This window comes from Streptomyces griseochromogenes (assembly GCF_001542625.1).
In the GTDB taxonomy this organism is placed as follows: Bacteria; Actinomycetota; Actinomycetes; order Streptomycetales; family Streptomycetaceae; genus Streptomyces; species Streptomyces griseochromogenes.
In genome coordinates this window covers 2,632,869-2,646,034 of sequence record NZ_CP016279.1, presented here as the reverse complement: position 1 = coordinate 2,646,034, position 13,166 = coordinate 2,632,869, and the positions used below count along the sequence as shown (strand labels likewise).

General features: G+C 72.2%; 13 protein-coding genes. 6 read left to right on the top strand and 7 right to left on the bottom strand.

The window, feature by feature from the left end:
* Positions 1-60 precede the first annotated feature (60 nt).
* Both AVL59_RS11260 and AVL59_RS11255 read left to right on the top strand, forming a co-directional pair.
* Entirely contained in the window at positions 61-1,605 is a 1,545-nt protein-coding gene (locus AVL59_RS11260; RefSeq protein WP_067302287.1) for an acyl-CoA carboxylase subunit beta, read from the top strand.
* A 36-nt stretch (positions 1,606-1,641) separates the two neighbouring features.
* A complete protein-coding gene (locus AVL59_RS11255; protein ID WP_067302284.1) occupies positions 1,642-1,836 on the top strand; it encodes an acyl-CoA carboxylase subunit epsilon in 195 nt (64 codons plus the stop codon).
* Between the two features lie 69 nt (positions 1,837-1,905).
* Here the strand turns inward: AVL59_RS11255 and AVL59_RS11250 are convergent, their stop codons facing one another.
* Entirely contained in the window at positions 1,906-2,532 is a 627-nt protein-coding gene (locus tag AVL59_RS11250; protein ID WP_067302281.1) for a DUF6299 family protein, read from the bottom strand.
* A 236-nt stretch (positions 2,533-2,768) separates the two neighbouring features.
* On the opposite strand from AVL59_RS11250, the gene AVL59_RS11245 reads away from it, so the two are divergent.
* A complete protein-coding gene (locus tag AVL59_RS11245; protein WP_067302278.1) occupies positions 2,769-2,963 on the top strand; it encodes a DUF5999 family protein in 195 nt (64 codons plus the stop codon).
* Between the two features lie 6 nt (positions 2,964-2,969).
* On the opposite strand, the gene AVL59_RS11240 is transcribed toward AVL59_RS11245, so the two are convergent.
* Both AVL59_RS11240 and AVL59_RS11235 read right to left on the bottom strand, forming a co-directional pair.
* Positions 2,970-3,368 (bottom strand): RidA family protein, encoded by a 399-nt coding sequence (locus AVL59_RS11240; protein ID WP_067302275.1) that lies wholly within the window; start codon positions 3,366-3,368, stop codon positions 2,970-2,972.
* Entirely contained in the window at positions 3,365-4,501 is a 1,137-nt protein-coding gene (locus AVL59_RS11235) for an acyl-CoA dehydrogenase family protein (protein ID WP_067302272.1), read from the bottom strand. Before AVL59_RS11235 ends, AVL59_RS11240 begins: the two co-directional genes overlap by 4 nt.
* Before the next feature lie 212 nt (positions 4,502-4,713).
* On the opposite strand from AVL59_RS11235, the gene AVL59_RS11230 reads away from it, so the two are divergent.
* The gene (locus AVL59_RS11230) at positions 4,714-6,306 is read left to right on the top strand and encodes an AMP-binding protein (protein WP_067302269.1); all 1,593 of its coding nucleotides are present in this window, start codon (positions 4,714-4,716) and stop codon (positions 6,304-6,306) included.
* A 15-nt stretch (positions 6,307-6,321) separates the two neighbouring features.
* Positions 6,322-7,134, top strand: coding sequence for a PaaX family transcriptional regulator (locus AVL59_RS11225; RefSeq protein ID WP_067302266.1), 813 nt, complete (start codon positions 6,322-6,324; stop codon positions 7,132-7,134).
* A gap of 21 nt (positions 7,135-7,155) precedes the next feature.
* Here the strand turns inward: AVL59_RS11225 and AVL59_RS11220 are convergent, their stop codons facing one another.
* Genes AVL59_RS11220 through AVL59_RS11210 form a run of 3 tightly spaced genes read right to left on the bottom strand, consistent with a single transcriptional unit; the run spans position 7,156 to position 10,920 of the window.
* The gene (locus tag AVL59_RS11220; protein ID WP_067302264.1) at positions 7,156-7,659 is read right to left on the bottom strand and encodes a hypothetical protein; all 504 of its coding nucleotides are present in this window, start codon (positions 7,657-7,659) and stop codon (positions 7,156-7,158) included.
* A 49-nt stretch (positions 7,660-7,708) separates the two neighbouring features.
* The gene (locus tag AVL59_RS11215; RefSeq protein ID WP_099053040.1) at positions 7,709-10,090 is read right to left on the bottom strand and encodes a bifunctional salicylyl-CoA 5-hydroxylase/oxidoreductase; all 2,382 of its coding nucleotides are present in this window, start codon (positions 10,088-10,090) and stop codon (positions 7,709-7,711) included.
* A 2-nt stretch (positions 10,091-10,092) separates the two neighbouring features.
* Positions 10,093-10,920, bottom strand: a complete 828-nt coding sequence (locus AVL59_RS11210; RefSeq protein ID WP_067302262.1) for an enoyl-CoA hydratase family protein — start codon at positions 10,918-10,920, stop codon at positions 10,093-10,095.
* Positions 10,921-11,216: 296 nt separating this feature from the next.
* Between AVL59_RS11210 and AVL59_RS11205 the strand changes: the two genes are divergently transcribed.
* A complete protein-coding gene (locus AVL59_RS11205; RefSeq protein WP_067302259.1) occupies positions 11,217-11,669 on the top strand; it encodes an ATP-binding protein in 453 nt (150 codons plus the stop codon).
* On the opposite strand, the gene AVL59_RS11200 is transcribed toward AVL59_RS11205, so the two are convergent.
* Complete coding sequence (locus tag AVL59_RS11200; protein WP_067302256.1) at positions 11,629-13,074, bottom strand: amino acid permease; 1,446 nt, start codon at positions 13,072-13,074, stop codon at positions 11,629-11,631. The two genes, AVL59_RS11205 and AVL59_RS11200, sit on opposite strands and share 41 nt — an antisense overlap.
* Positions 13,075-13,166 lie beyond the last annotated feature (92 nt).

Below are 13,166 nucleotides of genomic sequence, written 5' to 3'. Positions count from 1 at the left end.
GGGCACAGGGAGGCAGCCGGGCGACCGACGTTCCGTCACTTCACTCAAGCAGGGGGAGACATGAGGTCCCGCGTCGAGGAACTGGCCGGCATTCGCGAGCGCGTGCTCGCCGGCCCGAGTGCGAAAGCCACCGCCGCCCAGCGGGCCAAGGGCAAGCTCACCGTGCGCGAACGCATCGGCCTGCTCCTCGACGAGGGCTCGTTCCACGAGGTCGAGCCGCTCAGGCGGCACCGGGCGACCGGGTTCGGGCTGGAGGCGAAGAAGCCGTACACCGACGGTGTCGTCACCGGCTGGGGCACGGTCGAGGGCCGTACGGTCTTCGTCTACGCGCATGACTTCCGCATCTTCGGCGGCGCCCTCGGCGAGGCTCACGCCACGAAGATCCACAAGATCATGGACATGGCCATCGCGGCCGGTGCCCCGCTGGTCTCCCTGAACGACGGCGCGGGCGCCCGCATCCAGGAGGGCGTCACCGCCCTCGCGGGCTACGGCGGCATCTTCCGGCGCAACACGGCCGCCTCCGGGGTCATCCCGCAGATCAGCGTGATGCTCGGCCCGTGCGCGGGCGGCGCGGCCTACAGCCCCGCGCTCACCGACTTCGTCTTCATGGTCCGCGAGACGTCCCAGATGTTCATCACGGGCCCGGACGTCGTCAAGGCGGTCACCGGCGAGGAGATCACCCAGAACGGCCTCGGCGGCGCGGACGTGCACGCGGAGACCAGCGGTGTCTGCCACTTCGCCTACGACGACGAGCAGACCTGTCTGGAGGAGGTCCGCTATCTGCTGTCCCTCCTCCCCGGCAACAACCGCGAGAACCCGCCCGCGGTGCCCTGCGACGACCCGGCCGACCGCCGCTGCGAGGCACTGGCCGATCTGGTGCCCGTCGACGGCAACCGGCCCTACGACATGGCCCGGGTCGTCGAGGAGATCGTCGACGACGGCGAGTACCTGGAGGTGCACCAGCGCTGGGCGCGCAACATCATCTGCGCGCTGGCCCGCCTGGACGGCCAGGTGGTCGGGATCGTCGCCAACCAGCCCCAGACGCTGGCCGGCGTGCTGGACATCGAGGCGTCCGAGAAGGCGGCCCGCTTCGTGCAGATGTGTGACGCGTTCAGCGTCCCGATCGTCACCCTGCTCGATGTGCCGGGCTTCCTGCCGGGCGTCGGCCAGGAGCACGGCGGAATCATCCGGCACGGCGCGAAGCTGCTGTACGCCTACTGCGACGCGACCGTGCCCCGGATCTCCCTGATCCTGCGCAAGGCCTACGGCGGCGCCTACATCGTCATGGACTCCCAGTCGATCGGCGCCGACCTGACCTACGCCTGGCCCACCAACGAGATCGCCGTGATGGGCGCGGAGGGCGCGGCCAACGTCATCTTCCGCCGCCAGATCGCCGACGCCGAAGACCCCGAGGCCAGGCGTGCCGAGCTGGTCAAGGAGTACAAGGCCGAGCTGATGCACCCGTACTACGCGGCCGAGCGGGGCCTCGTGGACGACGTCATCGACCCGGCCGAGACCCGGTCCGCCCTCATCGCCGCGCTGGCGATGCTCCGCTCCAAGCACGCCGAGCGGCCCGCCCGCAAGCACGGCAACCCCCCTCAGTGACCCGGCACGACAACCCTGCAGTCGACGGAGGTCCCCATGTGCCCCACATCCCTGACTCCCCCCATCCGCGTCGAGAAGGGCGAGGCCACGGACGAGGAGCTGGCCGCGATCGCGGTGCTGCTGCTCAGCCGCGGCGCCCTGGCCGGGGCCGGCGCCGAGGTCACGTCCCCCGGCACCACGTCCTGGCGCCCGCACGCCTTCCACGCACCGCACAGCTGGCAGCGTTCCTGACGGCTCCCGGGCGCACACCGGGCGGCCCGGCACGCACCGGTGTGCCGGGCCGCCCGGTGTGCGGGCGGCTCACTTCACGACGGGCCTGACGGTTTTCTTGGCGAGCTTGAGGTCCTTGTCGGTGAACTTGAACTCCCTGCGCAAGGACTTGACGTCCTTGTCCGTGACCCTGACCGTTTCCTTGTCCGTGACCTTGGTCGTCTCGCTGTTCGGGATCTTGGTCGTCTCCTTGCCCGGGGCCTTGGTCGTCCCCGGGTCCGCGACCGCGGCGTCCTTGTCGACGAGCTTGATGTCCTTGTCGTGGACGGCGTGGAAGGCCGGCAGGAGCATGATGCCGCCGGGGCGCAGTTCCGTGACCGTGGCCTGCACATGGGCCTTGCCGGCCTTGAACGGGTTCGGCGAGATCTTGCCGGAGTTCTCCCAGTGGTGCTCGGCGCCGTCGCACTCGGCGAGGGTGCCGCCGATGCCGTGCGTGACACCGGGCTCGCTCTGGGCGATCGAGGAGCTGACGAAGGCCAGTCCGGTGGCCCCCGAGCAGCGGTAGGTGCCGGAGAGGGTGACGGTGCCGTCCGATGCGATGACGCCGGTCGGGTCGACGGTCACGCTCTCGGACGGTGCGGCGGCGGCCGGGCCGACGGCGGCGCACAGCAGGGCCGCGGCGCCGAACACGGCGGACAGGGCGGGACGCAGGGGCATGGGATACCTTCCCGGTTTCGTGGGGTGCTGGCTTCCACTGGTACCGGGTGGCCGAGTCGCCGGGCGTGACCGTCACTCCATCGGTGGCGCGTCATGGAACCGTCCGGGAGTTGTCCGCATGTTGTCACGCTTCACCGCGGGCGGTTCCGGGGCGTTCACGACAGGAGGATGGTCTAGGCATGCCGGGAGGCGGCCGAATCCGCCGGCCCCCCTCACATCCGATGTGGAGGTGCGCCATGTGCTCCTACCGAACCTCGTGCGCCGCGTCCGACGCCGGCACTCCGCACCCCGTGGCCGCCCACCCCGAGCAGGGCTGGACCCTGCTGTGCGACGGCTCGATCGTGTTCGACGACACCGGGGAGCTGCACCCGGACGGCAGCGTGGTCCCGCCGCGCCGGGTCCCGGCGGAGCGGCTCGCCGTGGCGGCCTGAGACCGGCTACGGCAGCACCGCGAACCCGTCCAGCTCCACCAGCGCCTGCTCGTCCCACAGCCGTACGACCTCCACGACCGCCATCGCCGGATAGTCCCGTCCCGCCAACTGCTGCCAGATGCGGCCCAGTTGGCGGGCGTGGGTGCGGTAGGCGGCGACGTCGGTGGCGTAGACGGTGACGCGGGCGAGGTCGGCGGGGGTGCCGCCGGCCGCCCTCAGGGCGGTGAGCAGGTTGGTGAGTGCCTTCTCGAACTGCTCGGGGAGCGTGGCGCCGGTGACCTTGCCGTCGGTGTCGAGGGCGGTCTGGCCCGCCAGGAAGACCACGCGGGAGCCGGCCGCGACGACGGCGTGCGTGAAGCCCGTGGCCGGGGACAGTTCGGGTGGGTTGACGCGCTCGGTCGTCACCGGGTCTCCTCGTCGCGAGTCAGGGCGTACAACTCCTTGGCGATGATGCTTCGTTGGACCTCGCTCGCGCCCTCGTAGATCCGTGGCGCGCGGACCTCTCGGTAGAGGTGTTCGAGGAGGTGGCCGCGGCGCAGGGCGCGGGCGCCGTGCAGCTGGACGGCGCTGTCGACGACGTACTGCGCGGTCTCGGTGGCGAGCAGCTTGGCCATCGCGGCCCGGCCCGGCACCCCGGCGGCGCCGGCGTCGTACGCGCTCGCCGCCGCGTACACCATCAGCCGGGCCGCCTCCGTGCGCAGAGCCATCTCGGCGACCTGGTGGGCCACGGACTGCAGGTCCATCAGCTTGCCGCCGAAGGCGTCCCGGCCGCGGGTGTGTTCCACGGTGGCGTCGAGGGCCGCCTGGGCCATGCCGACCGCGAAGGCCCCGACGCTGGGCCTGAAGAGGTTGAGGGTGCCCATGGCGACGGCGAAGCCACGGTCCACCTCGCCGAGCACGTCGTCCGGGGTGACGGGTACGGCGTCGAAGTCGAGGGCGCCGATGGGGTGCGGCGAGATCATCTCCAGGGTGGAGCCGGTGAGTCCGGGCCGGTCGGCGGGGACGAGGAAGGCGGTCACCCCGCGGGCTCCGGCGCCGGGTGTGGTGCGTGCGAAGACGGTGTAGAAGTCGGCTTCGGGGGCGTTGGAGATCCAGCACTTGGCGCCGGTGAGCCGCCAGCCGTCGGTGCCGTCCGGCTCAGCGGCGAGGGCGAGGGCCGCCGCGTCCGAGCCCGCGCCCGGCTCGCTCAGCGCGAACGCGGCCACCGCGCCGCCGTCGGCCACCCGGGGCAGCCAGCGCTCTCGCTGGGCGGCGCTGCCGTGCGCGTGCACCGGGTGGGCGCCCAGGCCCTGGAGGGCGAGCGCGGTCTCGGCCTCGGTACAGGCCCGGGCCAGGGACTCGCGCATCAGGCACAGGTCGAGGGCGCCGGAGGTGAACAGCCGGGCGAGCAGCCCGAGGCGGCCCAGTTCGGCGAGGAGCGGCCGGTTGACCCGGCCCGGCTCGCCCTTGTCGGCGAGCGGGCGCAGCCGTTCGGCCGCGAGCGAGCGCAGCTCGGCGCACCAGGCGGTCTGCTCAGGTTCGAGCGAGAATGCGGTCATCTGCCGGTCCTCCCTCCGAGACGGATCACGGCGACCCGTCCCCGTCGCCCTCCGAGGCGGATCGCGGTGATCCACCCCGTCGCCCCGAGGTTATCGCGCACAGTTGACTGCCGTCACCAACACGATACGCTCGATGCGCGAGCCCACCAGGACGCCCGTGGTCATTCAGGACGCCCGTCTCGACGCTTGTCACGGCTAGGGGGCGAACCACCATGCATGTCTCGGCCCATGTCGACACCTTCGCGCGCGACCATCTCCCCCCGCCGCACGAGTGGCCACAGCTGTGCTTCGACCTGCCGGAGCTGAACTACCCGGAACGGCTCAACTGCGCCGCCGAGCTCCTCGGCCGCACCGACCCCGGCCGCCCGGTCTTCCGCACCCTCACCGGCCCCGTCTGGACGTACGGCGAACTGCGCGCCCGTGTCGACCGCATCGCCCACGTCCTCACCGCCGAGCTGGGCGTCGTACCCGGCAACCGGGTCCTGCTGCGCGGCCCCACCACTCCGTGGCTGGCCGCCTGCTGGCTCGCCGTGCTGAAGGCGGGCGCGGTCGCGGTCACCGTGCTGGCCCAGCAGCGCCCGCACGAGCTGGCCACGGTGTGCGAGATCGCCCGGGTCCGGCACGCGCTGTGCGACATCAGGTCCGTGGACGACCTGGCGAAGGCGCGGATCCCCGGGCTGCGCATCACGGCGTACGGCGGTGACACCCCCGACGACCTGCTGAGCCTTCCGGCGCCCGGCACCCCGTTCCCGGCGGTCGACACCGCGGCCGACGACATCGCCCTGATCGCGTTCACCTCCGGCACCACGGGTCGCCCGAAAGGGTGCATGCACTTCCACCGGGACGTGCTGGCCATAGCCGACACCTTCTCCGGACATGTGCTGCGGCCCCGTGCGGACGACGTCTTCACCGGCAGCCCCCCGCTCGGCTTCACCTTCGGCCTCGGCGGACTGGTGATCTTCCCGATGCGGGCCGGCGCCAGCGCCCTGCTCCTCGAACAGGCCGGCCCCCGCCAGCTGCTGCCCGCGATCGCCGAGCACGGGGTCTCGGTCCTGTTCACCGCGCCGACCGCCTACCGGGCGATGCTCGACGGGCTGACCGGGTACGACACCTCGTCGCTGCGGCGCTGTGTGTCGGCCGGCGAGAACCTGCCCGCGGCCACCTGGCGGGCCTGGCACGAGCGCACCGGCGTACGCATCATCAACGGCATCGGCGCCACCGAGCTGCTGCACATCTTCATCTCCGCGGCCGACGAGCGGATCAGGCCCGGCACGACGGGCGTCCCGGTGCCGGGCTGGCAGGCGCGTGTGCAGGACGCGGACGGAAAGGAGGTGCCCGACGGCGAGCCGGGCCTCCTCGCGGTCCGCGGCCCGGTCGGCTGCCGGTACCTCGCCGACCCCCGGCAGCGGGAGTACGTGCGCGACGGCTGGAACGTCACCGGCGACACCTACGTCCGCGAGAACGACGGCTACTTCCGCTATGTGGCCCGCGCCGACGACATGATCATCTCCTCCGGGTACAACATCGCCGGGCCCGAGGTCGAGGACGCGCTGCTGCGTCACCCGGACGTGGTCGAGACGGCGGTGATCGGACGGCCCGACGAGGCACGCGGCCAGGTGGTGGTGGCGTACGTCGTACTGCGGGACGGGGCGCCGCGCGACCCCCAGGCCCTGCGCGTCTTCCTCACCGGCGAACTGGCGCCCTACAAATGCCCGCGCGAGTTCGCCTTCCTCGACGCCCTCCCCCGCACGGCCACCGGCAAGCTGCAGCGGTTCCGTCTGCGCACCGATGGTGACCGGCAGTGATACCGACGACCTAAAATGATCAACGTGTCCGAGCAGCACGCCCCCAGGTCCCTCATCGTCACGCTCTACGGCGCGTACGGCCGCTTCATGCCCGGCCCGGTGCCCGTCGCCGAGCTGATCCGGCTCCTCGCCGCGGCCGGGGTGGACGCCCCGTCCGTACGCTCCTCGGTGTCCCGGCTCAAACGGCGCGGCCTGCTGCTGCCGGCCCGCACGCAAGGCGGTGCGGCCGGCTACGAACTCTCCCCCGAGGCACGCCAGTTGCTGGAGGACGGCGACCGCCGCATCTACGCGACGGCGCCCCCCGAGGACGAGGGCTGGGTGCTTGCGGTCTTCTCCGTCCCCGAGTCGGAGCGGCAGAAGCGGCATGTGCTGCGCTCCCGGCTGGCCGGCCTCGGCTTCGGCACGGCGGCACCCGGGGTGTGGATCGCCCCGGCCCGCCTGTACGAGGAGACCCGGCACACCCTGCGCCGCCTGCGCCTGGACCCGTACGTCGACTTCTTCCGCGGCGAGCACCTCGGCTTCGCCCCCACCGCCGAGGCCGTCGCCCGCTGGTGGGACCTGACCGCGATCGCCAAGGAACACGAGCGCTTCCTGGACGTGCACGCCCCGGCCCTGCACGCCTGGGAGCACCGCACGGACACCCCGCCCGAGGAGGCCTACCGCGACTACCTCCTCGCCCTGGACTCCTGGCGCCACCTCCCCTACGCCGACCCCGGCCTGCCCACCGCCCTCCTCCCCGCCGACTGGCCCGGCGTCCGCTCGGCGCAGGTGTTCCGCGCGCTGCACGAGCGGCTGCGGGACGCCGGGGCGGGTTTCGTGGGGGTGTGAGAAGGGCCCGGGTCCGGGAGGTCACACGCAGCAGGAGCAGTACAGCCGCGCACCGGCCGCCTTGGCCCGGCGGGCCATTCCGACGAACGTGCGGACGCTGTCCTCCGCGTCCGGGTAGTCGGCGAAGCGGACCTCCTCGATGTCCAGCCACTGGAGCGCGAGCATGGGCACCGCGTCGTCGACGACCCCGGCGAGCGTCTCCAGCCAGCTCTCGGGAAGCTCCTGGAGGATGAGGCCGCTGTCCCAGGGAGACGCCGTGCCGGGCGGAGGCTGCCGGCCGTACGGCCACTCCTCCGGGTCGGGCCAGACCAGTTCCGGGTCCACGACGTTGCCGAACGGTATGCCCGCGGCGAAGGAGACCAGCTTGCCCAGCACGACGTTCGGGTCCAGGCCCTTCACCTCCAACCGGTCCGCACACAGCGCGTCCAGCGACCCTCCGTGCAGCCAGTCCCCGTCCGGGCCGATCGCCCAGTCGACCGCCGTGCCCCGGTCGGCCGCCCAGAAGTAGTCGTACAGCGTGCTCATGGTCTCTCCGTCGTCTCGCCGTCTCGCACGTGAGTACAGCAGACGAGCCTCAGCCGCCGAGGGTCAGGCGGGGTTTCGGGGCGTCGGTGCGGCCGGTCTGGGGGCGGCGGCTGCCTGCACGGTAGGGGGCGGGCCAGGCCACACCGGGACCCTCGTAGCCCTGTTCGGCGGCCGCGTGCAGGGTCCAGTGCGGGTCGTACAGGTGCGGGCGGGCGAGGGCGCACAGGTCGGTGCGCCCGGCCAGGATCAGGGAGTTGACGTCGTCCCAGGAGGAGATCGCGCCGACCGCGATCACCGGGACGCGGGCCGAGTTGCGGATGCGGTCGGCGAACGGCGTCTGGTACGACCGGCCGAACTCGGGCCGTTCCTCGGTCACCACCTGGCCGGTGGACACGTCGATCGCGTCGGCTCCGTGCGCGGCGAAGGCCCGGGCGATCTCCACCGCGTCCTCGGCCGTGGTGCCGCCCTCGGTCCAGTCGGTGGCGGAGATCCGGACGGTCATGGGCCGCTCGTCCGGCCACACCCCGCGCACGGCGTCGAAGACCTCCAGCGGGAACCTCAGCCGCTTCTCCAGCGAGCCGCCGTAGGCGTCGGTGCGCCGGTTGGTCAGCGGGGAGAGGAAGCCGGAGAGCAAGTAGCCGTGGGCGCAGTGCAGTTCGAGCAGGTCGAAGCCGGCCCGGGCGGCCCGCCAGGCGGCCGCCGCGAACTGCTCGCGGATGTCGGTGAGCTGGGCGCGGGAGAGCTGGCGCGGGGTCTGGCCGCCCGGCTTGTACGGCAGCGGGGAGGCGGCCACCAGCGGCCAGTTGCCGTCGGCCAGCGGCTCGTCCATGCCCTCCCACATCAGCTTCGTCGAGCCCTTGCGGCCGGAGTGCCCGAGCTGCACGCCGATCGCCGCGCCCGGAGCCTGGGCGTGCACGAAGTCGGTGATCCGCTTCCATGCCTCGGCCTGGCGGCCGGTGTAGAGGCCGGCGCAGCCGGGGGTGATGCGGCCCCGCTCGCTCACGCACACCATCTCGGTCATCACCAGACCCGCCCCGCCGAGGGCACGGGAGCCGAGGTGGACGAGGTGGAAGTCGCCGGGGACGCCGTCCACGGCCGAGTACATGTCCATCGGGGACACGACGACCCGGTTGCGCAGGGTCAGGCCGCGCAGCCGGAACGGGGTGAACATCGGGGGCGTGCCCGGCGGGCAGCCGAACTCGCGCTCCACGGCCTCGGTGAAGCGGGCGTCGCGCAGCCGCAGGTTGTCATGGGTCACCCGGCGGCTGCGGGTGAGCAGGTTGAAGGCGAACTGGCGGGGCGGCTGGTCGAGGTGGAGGCGGAGGTTCTCGAACCATTCCAGGCTCGCCCGGGCGGCCCGCTGGGTGGAGGCGACGACGGGTTTGCGCTCCTCCTCGTAGGCGGCCAGTGCCGTGGGTACGTCGGGCCGCTCCTCCAGGCACGCCGCCAGCGCCAGCGCGTCCTCCACGGCGAGCTTGGTGCCGGAGCCGATGGAGAAGTGGGCGGTGTGGGCGGCGTCGCCGAGGAGGACGACATTGCCGTGCGACCAGCGGTCGTTGACCACCGTACGGAAGGTGGTCCAGGCGGAGTTGTTGGACCGCAGGGGGCGTCCGCCGAGGGCGTCGGCGAAGATCTTGGCGCAGCGCTCGATGGACTCCTGCGGGGTGACCTCGTCGAATCCCGCCGCCCGCCACACCTCCTCGCGCATCTCGACGATGACGGTGGAGGCGTCGGCCGCGTAAGGGTAGCCGTGCAGCTGCATCACGCCGTGCTCGGTCTCGGCGATCTCGAAGCGGAAAGCGTCGAAGGCGAAGTCGGCGGCCAGCCAGATGTAGCGGCAGCGGTGTGTGGCCACATGGGGGCGGAACACATGGGCGTAGGTCTCGCGGGTGGTGCTGTTGACTCCGTCGGCGGCGATGAGGAGGTCGTGGGTCGCCGAGAGCCGGTCGGGGCCGGGTGCCTCGGTGCGGAAGCGGAGCTCTACGCCGAGGGCGCGGCAGCGGTCGTGCAGGATCTCCAGGAGGCGGCGTCTGCCGAGGGCCGCGAATCCGTGTCCGCCGGAGGTCTGATGGGTTCCCCGGTGGACGATGTCGATGTCGTCCCAGCGGGTGAAGTCCTCCTGGAGGGCCGCGTAGACCACGGGGTCGGCGTGTTCGATGCCGCCGAGGGTTTCGTCGGAGAGGACCACTCCGAAGCCGAAGGTCTCGTCGGGGGCGTTGCGTTCCCACACGGTGATTTCCCTGCCGGGGTCGAGCCGTTTCAGGAGCGCCGCGGCGTAGAGGCCGCCGGGGCCTCCGCCGATGATCGCCACGCGCAGGGAGTTGCTGGTCGTCGTCGGCGGCTGCGAGTTCGTTGTGGCTGGTCGCGCCCCGCGGCGGAGCCGCACATCAGCAGGGCCCCGCGCCCCTTTGTCGCTCGGGTTGGCTGCCATGGTCACCGTCCCTGCCATTTCGGCGGGCGCTTCTCCGTGAACGCCGCGTGGAACTCGGCGTAGTCCTCTCCGTTCATCAGGAGGGCCTGGGTCGAGGCGTCCAGTTCCACCGATGCCGCCAGGGGCATGTCCAGCTCGGCCGTCAGCAGGGCCTTCGTCTGGGCGTGGGCGAGGGCGGGGCCGTCGGCGAGGCGCCGGGCCAGGGCGGCGGCCGCCCCGTGCGCGCCGCCCTCCTCGGTCAGTTCGCTGATCAGGCCGATCCGCTCGGCCTCGGGCGCGCGTACCGGCTCGCCGAGCATCAGCAGGCGGGTGGCGTGGCCGAGGCCGACCACCCGGGGCAACAGGTAGGCCGCGCCCATGTCGCCGCCGGACAGGCCGACGCGGGTGAAGAGGAAGGCGAAGCGGGCCGAGGGGTCCGCGACCCGGAAGTCGGCGGCGAGGGCGAGTACGGCGCCCGCGCCGGCCGCCACCCCGTGCACGGCGGCGATCACCGGGAACGGGCATTCCCGGATCGCCCGTACCACCTGCCCGGTCATCCGGTTGAAGTCGAGCAGCTGGGCGGTGTCCATGGCGAGGGTGGCGCCGATGATCTCGTCCACGTCGCCGCCCGAGCAGAAGCCGCGCCCCTCGCCGGCCAGCACCAGGGCGCGGACCGACCGCTCGCGGGAGAGCTCGGCGAGCAGATCGCGCAGGTCGGCGTAGGCGCCGAAGGTGAGGGCGTTGAGTTTGTCGGGGCGGGCGAGGGTGACGGTGGCGACCCCGTCGGCGAGCTCGACCCGCAGGTGTTCCCACTCGGCGGTACGGGCGGCGGAGCCGGTGAAGGGACTCATGACGTGCGGCCTCCTAGGGGGGCGGTGCCTCACGTTGCGCTGTCCCATGACGCTATCACTTGTTTGTGACTGTCGTCACGAGGGCGCGACAGCACTCTGTCATCATGGCCGAGTCCCGTCACGCAGGTCACCGATCGTCCACAGCGCGGTAACAGTGGGGGCGGCCACGCGAGGCGGGGCGTTCTTCGGGGTAAGCCGCCCGGTAGCGGGGCCGAGGGTCCCGTGCGGTGCCCGCCGAAGGCCTCTGTGGCCGGGCCCGTACCATTCATACGGTTGAAAGCAGGACAGCCTGCTCCATGAACGGACTCGCCTTGTACGAACGCCCCACCGAATCGCCTTCCTGGCGCATCGCGCTGCCCCACACCGCCGCCGCGGTGCCCACGGCGCGCGCCCTGGTCCGGACGGCACTCGCCGAGGTGGAGCACACGGCGTGCAGCGACACCGCCGAGCTGCTGACGGCCGAGCTGGTCGCCAACGCGGTGGAGCACACCGCCGGGCTCGGCCCGATAGAGCTGGTGGTGGAGCTGCTGCCGACCGGCTGTCAGGTCGAGGTGCACGACCCGGACCCGGCGCCGCCCGGCCATCTGACGCGCCCGGTGATCGAGCAGCCCGACCCCTGGCAGGAGGGAGGGCGCGGTCTGCTGCTGATCCGCGCCCTCAGTTCGTCCTGTGGTCACCGCCCGACCTCGTCGGGCAAGGCGGTGTGGTTCAGACTGCCTGCAATTCCGGGTCAGCGGCGTCCGTCGTGACCTCGGGGGCCTCCGTGGCCAGCGTGGAGTGCCGGCGCCCGTAGGCGACGTAGATCAGCAGTCCCACCGCGAGGAACACGGCGAACTGGATCCAGGTCTGCCAGCCGGTCTCGTACATCAGGTACAGGCAGAAGCCGACGCCGAGCAGCGGACCGACGGGGTAGAGCGGCACCCGGAAGCTGCGGGCGAGGCCCGGTTCGCGGCGGCGCAGGGCGATCACGGTGATGTTGACGACGGCCATGATGGCGAGCGTGCCGATGGTGCACAGGTTCATCACGGCGTCGAGGGAGGCGAAGGCCGCCGGGACCGCGAAGACGACCGCGACGATGAGGGTTCCGGCCACCGGCGTGGAGGTGCGCGGCGAGACCTTTTCGAAGACGCGCGGGATGAGGCCGTCGCGGGACATCGACATCAGGATGCGGGTCTGGCCGTACATCACCGCGAGGACGACGGAGGCGATGGCGACGACCGCGCCGAAGGCGATGACGCCGCCGCCGACGGTGGAGCCGGTGACCTCGTTGACGACGTAGGAGAGCGCGGCGGGGCGGCCGGCGACCTGCTTGCCGCCGATGGCGCCGATCGCGGCGAGCGCGACCGCGCAGTACAGCAGGGTGACCAGGCCCATGCAGACGAGGATCGCGATCGGGATGTCGCGGCGCGGGTTCTTCGCCTCCTCGCCGGCCGTGGTGATCGCGTCGAAGCCGATGTAGGAGAAGAACGCGGCGGTGGTGCCCGCGCCGATGCCGCCGAGGCCGGCCGGGGAGAACGGGGTGAGGTTGCCGTCCTTGAAGGCGCTGTAGCCGATGGCGCAGAAGGCCAGGAGGATGACGAGCTTCACCGCCGCCATGACGGCGGTGGCCCGGGCGCTCTCGCGCACCCCGCGCACCAGCAGCACGGAGGCCATCGCGATGACGATCACTGCGGGGAGGTTGACGACCCCGCCGTCGCCCGGACCGGCGGAGAGCGCGGCTGGGAGCTGCCAGCCGGTGAGGCTGTGCAGGAGTTCGTTGACGTACTGGCTCCAGCCGACCGCGACCGCGGAGATGGAGATGCCGTACTCCAGCAGCAGGCACCAGCCGACCAGGAAGGCGGTGGACTCGCCGAGGCCCGCGTAGGCGAAGGAGTACGAGGAGCCGGAGACCGGGATCGCGCCGCCCAGCTCGGCGAAGGAGAGGGCGGTGAAGACGCAGGTGATCGCCGCGAGGACGAAGGAGACGACGACGGCCGGGCCGGCCTGGGCGACGGAGTCGGAGAGTCCGACGAAGATGCCGGTGCCGACGATGGCGCCGATGCCGAAGCAGATGAGCTGGAAGAGTCCCATCGTGCGCTTCAGACCGTGGCCCTCACGGTCCGCGCCGGATTCGGCTATCAGGGCGCCAGGGGACTTGATGCGGGGAGCGGGCATGCGGGTGGTGCTCGTTTCTGGTGGTGCGGGCGACCATCGGTGGGTCGCGGCGGTGGCCTCGGCCGGGGTGGTGCCGGGCCGCCGGACAGGAT

Excerpts from the sequence above, each read along its gene's own strand:
- AVL59_RS11235 (WP_067302272.1), bottom strand. The coding sequence starts at position 4,501 with ATGACCGCATTCTCGCTCGAACCTGAGCAGACCGCCTGGTGCGCCGAG.
- AVL59_RS11200 (WP_067302256.1), bottom strand. The coding sequence starts at position 13,074 with ATGCCCGCTCCCCGCATCAAGTCCCCTGGCGCCCTGATAGCCGAATCC.
- AVL59_RS11230 (WP_067302269.1), top strand. The coding sequence starts at position 4,714 with ATGCATGTCTCGGCCCATGTCGACACCTTCGCGCGCGACCATCTCCCC.
- AVL59_RS11245 (WP_067302278.1), top strand. The coding sequence starts at position 2,769 with ATGTGCTCCTACCGAACCTCGTGCGCCGCGTCCGACGCCGGCACTCCG.
- AVL59_RS11215 (WP_099053040.1), bottom strand. The coding sequence starts at position 10,090 with ATGGCAGCCAACCCGAGCGACAAAGGGGCGCGGGGCCCTGCTGATGTG.
- AVL59_RS11260 (WP_067302287.1), top strand. The coding sequence starts at position 61 with ATGAGGTCCCGCGTCGAGGAACTGGCCGGCATTCGCGAGCGCGTGCTC.
- AVL59_RS11210 (WP_067302262.1), bottom strand. The coding sequence starts at position 10,920 with ATGAGTCCCTTCACCGGCTCCGCCGCCCGTACCGCCGAGTGGGAACAC.
- AVL59_RS11220 (WP_067302264.1), bottom strand. The coding sequence starts at position 7,659 with ATGAGCACGCTGTACGACTACTTCTGGGCGGCCGACCGGGGCACGGCG.
- AVL59_RS11205 (WP_067302259.1), top strand. The coding sequence starts at position 11,217 with ATGAACGGACTCGCCTTGTACGAACGCCCCACCGAATCGCCTTCCTGG.
- AVL59_RS11250 (WP_067302281.1), bottom strand. The coding sequence starts at position 2,532 with ATGCCCCTGCGTCCCGCCCTGTCCGCCGTGTTCGGCGCCGCGGCCCTG.
- AVL59_RS11255 (WP_067302284.1), top strand. The coding sequence starts at position 1,642 with ATGTGCCCCACATCCCTGACTCCCCCCATCCGCGTCGAGAAGGGCGAG.
- AVL59_RS11225 (WP_067302266.1), top strand. The coding sequence starts at position 6,322 with ATGATCAACGTGTCCGAGCAGCACGCCCCCAGGTCCCTCATCGTCACG.